This is a genomic window from Haloactinopolyspora sp. (assembly GCF_027324685.1).
GTDB lineage: Bacteria > Actinomycetota > Actinomycetes > Jiangellales > Jiangellaceae > Haloactinopolyspora.
In genome coordinates this window covers 1-4772 of record NZ_DAHVSH010000051.1, presented here as the reverse complement: position 1 = coordinate 4772, position 4772 = coordinate 1, and the positions used below count along the sequence as shown (strand labels likewise).

General features: G+C 69.3%; 5 protein-coding genes and 1 pseudogene. 1 reads left to right on the top strand and 5 read right to left on the bottom strand.

The window, feature by feature from the left end:
- Window positions 1-73: 73 nt before the first annotated feature.
- The 4 genes from M6444_RS06590 to aat form a co-directional block, all read right to left on the bottom strand.
- On the bottom strand, window positions 74-1096 hold the full coding sequence (locus M6444_RS06590; RefSeq protein WP_298324518.1) for a LacI family DNA-binding transcriptional regulator: 1023 nt from the start codon (window positions 1094-1096) through the stop codon (window positions 74-76).
- Window positions 1097-1175: 79 nt separating this feature from the next.
- A complete protein-coding gene (locus M6444_RS06585) occupies window positions 1176-1961 on the bottom strand; it encodes an aldo/keto reductase (protein WP_298324515.1) in 786 nt (261 codons plus the stop codon).
- 60 nt (window positions 1962-2021) lie between these two features.
- The gene (locus M6444_RS06580) at window positions 2022-2885 is read right to left on the bottom strand and encodes a DNA-formamidopyrimidine glycosylase family protein (protein WP_298324512.1); all 864 of its coding nucleotides are present in this window, start codon (window positions 2883-2885) and stop codon (window positions 2022-2024) included.
- Window positions 2886-2913: 28 nt separating this feature from the next.
- On the bottom strand, window positions 2914-3606 hold the full coding sequence (gene aat, locus M6444_RS06575) for a leucyl/phenylalanyl-tRNA--protein transferase (protein ID WP_298324510.1): 693 nt from the start codon (window positions 3604-3606) through the stop codon (window positions 2914-2916).
- A 99-nt stretch (window positions 3607-3705) separates the two neighbouring features.
- On the opposite strand from aat, the gene M6444_RS06570 reads away from it, so the two are divergent.
- Complete coding sequence (locus M6444_RS06570; RefSeq protein WP_298324507.1) at window positions 3706-4398, top strand: EcsC family protein; 693 nt, start codon at window positions 3706-3708, stop codon at window positions 4396-4398.
- Here the strand turns inward: M6444_RS06570 and M6444_RS06565 are convergent.
- Window positions 4335-4772 (bottom strand): annotated as a pseudogene (locus M6444_RS06565) (hypothetical protein); the annotation flags it as partial. The gene M6444_RS06570 and the pseudogene M6444_RS06565 sit on opposite strands and share 64 nt — an antisense overlap.

Here is a 4772-nt window from a genome sequence, read left to right as displayed (position 1 = left end):
AGGGTGCCGAAGTCGACGCCGATGACGACGTCATTGCTGGTGTGAGCGCTCACATCAACTCCCGTCCCTGGTGTTACGTCCGTCGAGTGGTGCTGTGCCTGACGATCAAGTTCGGGGCGACCGTGTGCCTGGCCGGCGCCTCGACTGCTGCGGCGCCATGGTCGATCAGCCCGAGGAGCAGGTCGATGCTCGCCCGGCCCACCGCGGTGAAGTCCTGCCGGACCGTGGTCAGCGGGGGCGTGAAGAACTCGGCCTCCGGCATGTCGTCGAAGCCCACCACGCTGACGTCTTCGGGTACCCGCTGTCCGGCTTCATGCAACGCGCGCAGCACGCCGAGGGCCATCTGGTCGTTGGCGACGAAGATCGCGCTCGGGGGATCGGCGGCGAATCGTCGGGCGGCCTCGTAACCCGAGCGAGGACTCCAGTCGCCCCGGATGACCTCGGGGACCGGGGCGCCGGCGCGTTCGAGAGTGGCACGCCAACCATGCAGGCGCCCATCGGCTTCGAGCCAGTCCACCGGTCCCGCGATGTGTTGGACGGTGTGGTGGCCGAGGTCGAGCAGGTGCTGGGTGGCCTGAGCGGCGCCATCGACCTGGTCGACAGCGACGACCGGCCGCGCGCCGGCCTCGCCGCCCTGGACCGCCACGATGGGTACCTCGACCGGCAGAGCAGCCACCGCCGCGGCGGTTGAGCGCTGCGGGGCGATGACGATCATGCCGTCGACGGCCTGCTCGAGGAGGTAGGTGAAGGCTTCGTCGACGGACTCACGGGTGATGCGTTCGAGGCTGACGATGCTGACGAAGTATCCCGCCGCGCGTGCGGCCTGCTCGATGCCGAACAGGGTGCTGGCCGGACCGTACAGGGTGGTGCCGGAGGCGACGACGCCCAAGGTGTTGGTGCGCCTGGTCACCAGGGCGCGCGCGGAGAGGTTGCGCCGGTAGCCCAGTTGCTCGATCGCGGCCAGGACGCGCTCGCGGGTCGTGGCGCGCACGTTGGGATGGTCGTTGAGAACGCGCGACACCGTCTGGTGCGACACGCCGGCCACGCGGGCGACGTCGGCCATCACCGGGCTGCGCTGGGTCAGCTCCGTTGCCATCGGCCTCCTCTCTCGACGCCCATTGTTAGCGTTAACAGTTTCGGCCGTCAACTAGGCGGAGGTGCGGCGCGGCGATTCGTCAGCCGCCCAGGCTGTCGATGCGCTCCATCTCCTCGTCGGACAACGAGAACCCGAAAACGTCGAAGTTCGTCCTGATGCGCTCGGGCGTGACCGACTTCGGGATGACGACGATGCCGTGCTCGATATGCCAGCGCAGCACCACCTGGGCGGAGGTGACCCCGTGGTCGTCGGCGATGTCCACGAGCACCGGGTCGGCCAGGTCACCCGCGCGGAACGGGCTGTAGCCCTCGAGCGTGACCCCGCGTTCGCTCAGCTCGGCGAACCGTTGCGCGTCGTAGAGCGCCGGGCTCCATTTGATCTGATTCACCGCCGGCGTCACGCCGGTGGCTGCGGTGAGCTCGTCGATCTGGGCGGTGCTGTAGTTGCTCACGCCGATCGATCGGGTCAGCCCGCGCTCCCGCAGCGCGATGAACTCGTTCCACACGTGCGGCGCTGCCTGGCCACCAGGCGGCCAGTGCACGAGCCACAGATCCACGTAGTCGAGCCCCAGATCCTCGAGGCTGTCGGCCATGGTCTGCTCGACCCGGTCTTCAGCGTCGGGCGGAAGTTTGGTCGTCACGAAGACCTGCTCGCGAGGCACCCCGCTGTCGCGCAGGGCGCGGCCCACCTCGGTCTCGTTGCGATACATGGTCGCGGTGTCGAGGTGCCGGTAGCCGACGTCGAGGGCATGCCGCACCGCCTCGTACGCGGCGTCGCCCGTGATCTGCCAGGTCCCGAACCCGATGATCGGCATCGCATGGCCGTCGGAGAGTTGGACTTCGTGGCCGCTGTCGGTGAACGTCATGGCTCCATGTCTACCCGGTGCGTCGCAGGTCTACGCCCCGAATCGGCACTCGTGCGTGCGCTATTTGAGCAATCTGGACATCCGGCGGTCGGCCAGGATCTTCCCGCCGGTCTGGCAGGTCGGGCAGTACTGGAGGCTGGAGTCGGCGAACGACACCTCGCGGATGGTGTCGCCACAGACCGCACAGGTCTCGCCGGTGCGACCGTGCACCCGCATCGACGAGCGTTTCGAGTCCTTGAGATCGCGCGCGGCCAGCCCTTCGGCTCGCTGCAACGCTCCGGCGAGCTCGTCGACGATCGCGGCGTACAGCGTGGCGACCTCGTCGCTGGTCAGCGACGAGGCGGGGTGGAAGGGCGAGAGCTTGGCGGCGTGCAGCACCTCGTCGGAGTAGGCGTTGCCGATGCCGGCGATGACCGACTGGTCGCGCAAGACCCCCTTGATCTGCGACCGTCCGGCAGCGGTGAGAATCTCGCTCAGGCGCTCGACGGTGAACTCCTCGGACAACGGGTCGATGCCGAGGCGGGCGATGCCCGGGACCTCGGTGGGTTCGCGGACGACGTACACCGACAACCGTTTGCGGGTGCCGGCCTCGGTGAGGTCGAAGCCAGAATCGTTGGCCAACCGCACGCGCAAAGCCATCGGCCCCCGCCCGGGCTTGGGCGGCTTCGGAGACAGGTTGTCGCTCCAACGCAGCCAGCCCGCCCGGGACAGGTGCACGACGAGATGGAGCCCGTCACAGTCGAGGTCGAGGAACTTGCCGTGCCGGTCGACCGAGGTCACCGTCAGCCCGCCGAGCGCCGTGAGTGGTGGGTCGAACGTCTTGAGGACGCTGATGTTCGCGACGTCGACCCGCGCGATCGCCTGACCCACCGCGTGCTCGCGCAGGAACGCCGCCAACGCTTCGACCTCCGGCAGCTCCGGCATGAGCTCATCTTCCCCTCTCGTGTGCTGCTCAGGCGAATACCGCAGGCAGCGGCAGGTCCAGGGCCCGGCGCAACCGGCTCGAATACTCCGCCCTAGAGATCTCGACGACCCCCAGCCTGGTGAGATGCGGCGTTCCCCACTGCACGTCGAGCAATCGCCCGACGCCGCCGTCAGCCTTCAAGAAGTCGACCAGCGCCACCAGCGCGACCTTCGACGCGTCACGGCCCCAGCGCTGGCGGGCGTGAAACATCGACTCGCCGGCGAAGAGCCCACCGATGGCGACGCCGTACAACCCACCGGCGAGCCTGCCGTCGGGCGTCCATGCCTCCACCGAGTGAGCCCAACCGAGGCGGTGCAGCCGCTCGTAGGCATGGCGGATCTCGTCGCTGATCCAGGCACCGGGGCGCTGCGGGTCCGCGCACGCGGCGATGACCTCGTCGAAGTGGGTGTCGACGCGGATCTCGAACCGCCGGCAGGCTTGGCGTAGCGACCTGGGCACGCGCAACCCGCGCAGCGGCAGGACACCGCGCGGGTCCGGTGACCACCACGCCAGCTCGGCCGGTTGGCCGATCAGCCGGTCGATCGGCATCGGGAACAGCCCGCTGCGGTACGCCGCCAGCAACGTGCCGGGTTCGAGATCGGCACCGAAGGCGACGAGGTCGTTGTCCGTCGCGTACGAGGAGGGCAGCTCCCACCGTGTCGGGGGCGGCTCAACAGGCATTCGAACCTCCACGGCCGTCGAACGTGGCTGCCATCGTCAGCGTAGCCGCCGTGTGCTGGTCTCGACGTCTACGCGCCCGCAGCGACTATCGTGAACTGCATGGGTGTTCGGCGGACCATCGGAACCTGGGCGGGAACGACAGCGGCACGCCGCGCTGCGCCGGTGATGGCGTCGCGTGGCGCCAACCAGTTCATCAGCCGCGCCATCGACGGCTTCACCGGCTTTCCCGGAGCACGTGAGGTCGCGCGGCGTCATCTGGACAAGTCCGCCGACGTCGACCGCGCCGTCCGCGATGTCATCGAGCAGCACATCCGGCTGGCCGGCATCCAGGGCTTCGTCACGAACGTCGGCGGTGTCGTCACCATGCCCGTGACGGTCCCGGCCAACATCGCTGGCATAGCCGTGCTGCACCTGCGGATGGCTGCGGCGATCGCTCACTTGCGCGGCTACGACCTGACCGATCCGCGGGTGCGCACGGCGGCGTTGCTCACTCTGCTCGGCAAGGACGGTGTGGCGGAGGCGCGGCGTGGCCGCGACATCCCCGGCACGCCGTTCGACGTCGCCACCGGCACCAACGAACCGGACCCTGCCGTCATGGAGCGTGCCGTCGCGGCGGTGACATCGCAGCTGGTCGCCCGCATCGGCGGTAAGCACGCCTCGTTGGCCCTCGTCCGGCGGGTGCCGGTACTCGGCGGCGCGGTCAGCGCCGGCGTCGATGCGTTCTCCACCTACGCCATCGGCCGGTTCGCCGACCGCGAGTTCCCGCCGAACGTCACCGTGGAGCGTGTCTGAGCGACCTGGGCGTCTTCACCCGCTGGCGCCTGCCACAACGCGACCGACAGCTGGATCGCCCCGACAGCAACGACGAGCCCATGCGCGATCCGAACCGGCCCCGGCGCCCAGAACTGCGGGATGAACAGCGCGAATCCGACCGCGAACAGCAGCCCGGACGAGCGCGGCAGCACGCCTGACCGGGCGACGGCGACCGCGGTGAGCACCGCGCCTACGCCGATCGACAGCAACCCGAGGGCGAACATCGTCGCGGCGACCGGGTTGAACCGGACGTCGTCGACCAGGCCGAGCAGGTCTGCAGCCTCGCCAGCCGCGGCCGCCGAGGCGATCGCATTCAGGCCGAAGTCCTCGGCGCCGTAGTACGGCAGCGTCAA

What these genes read in the sequence shown, in the direction of transcription:
- aat (WP_298324510.1), bottom strand. Translation starts at nt 3,606, where the DNA reads ATGCCTGTTGAGCCGCCCCCGACACGGTGGGAGCTGCCCTCCTCGTAC.
- M6444_RS06590 (WP_298324518.1), bottom strand. Translation starts at nt 1,096, where the DNA reads ATGGCAACGGAGCTGACCCAGCGCAGCCCGGTGATGGCCGACGTCGCC.
- M6444_RS06570 (WP_298324507.1), top strand. Translation starts at nt 3,706, where the DNA reads ATGGGTGTTCGGCGGACCATCGGAACCTGGGCGGGAACGACAGCGGCA.
- M6444_RS06580 (WP_298324512.1), bottom strand. Translation starts at nt 2,885, where the DNA reads ATGCCGGAGCTGCCGGAGGTCGAAGCGTTGGCGGCGTTCCTGCGCGAG.
- M6444_RS06585 (WP_298324515.1), bottom strand. Translation starts at nt 1,961, where the DNA reads ATGACGTTCACCGACAGCGGCCACGAAGTCCAACTCTCCGACGGCCAT.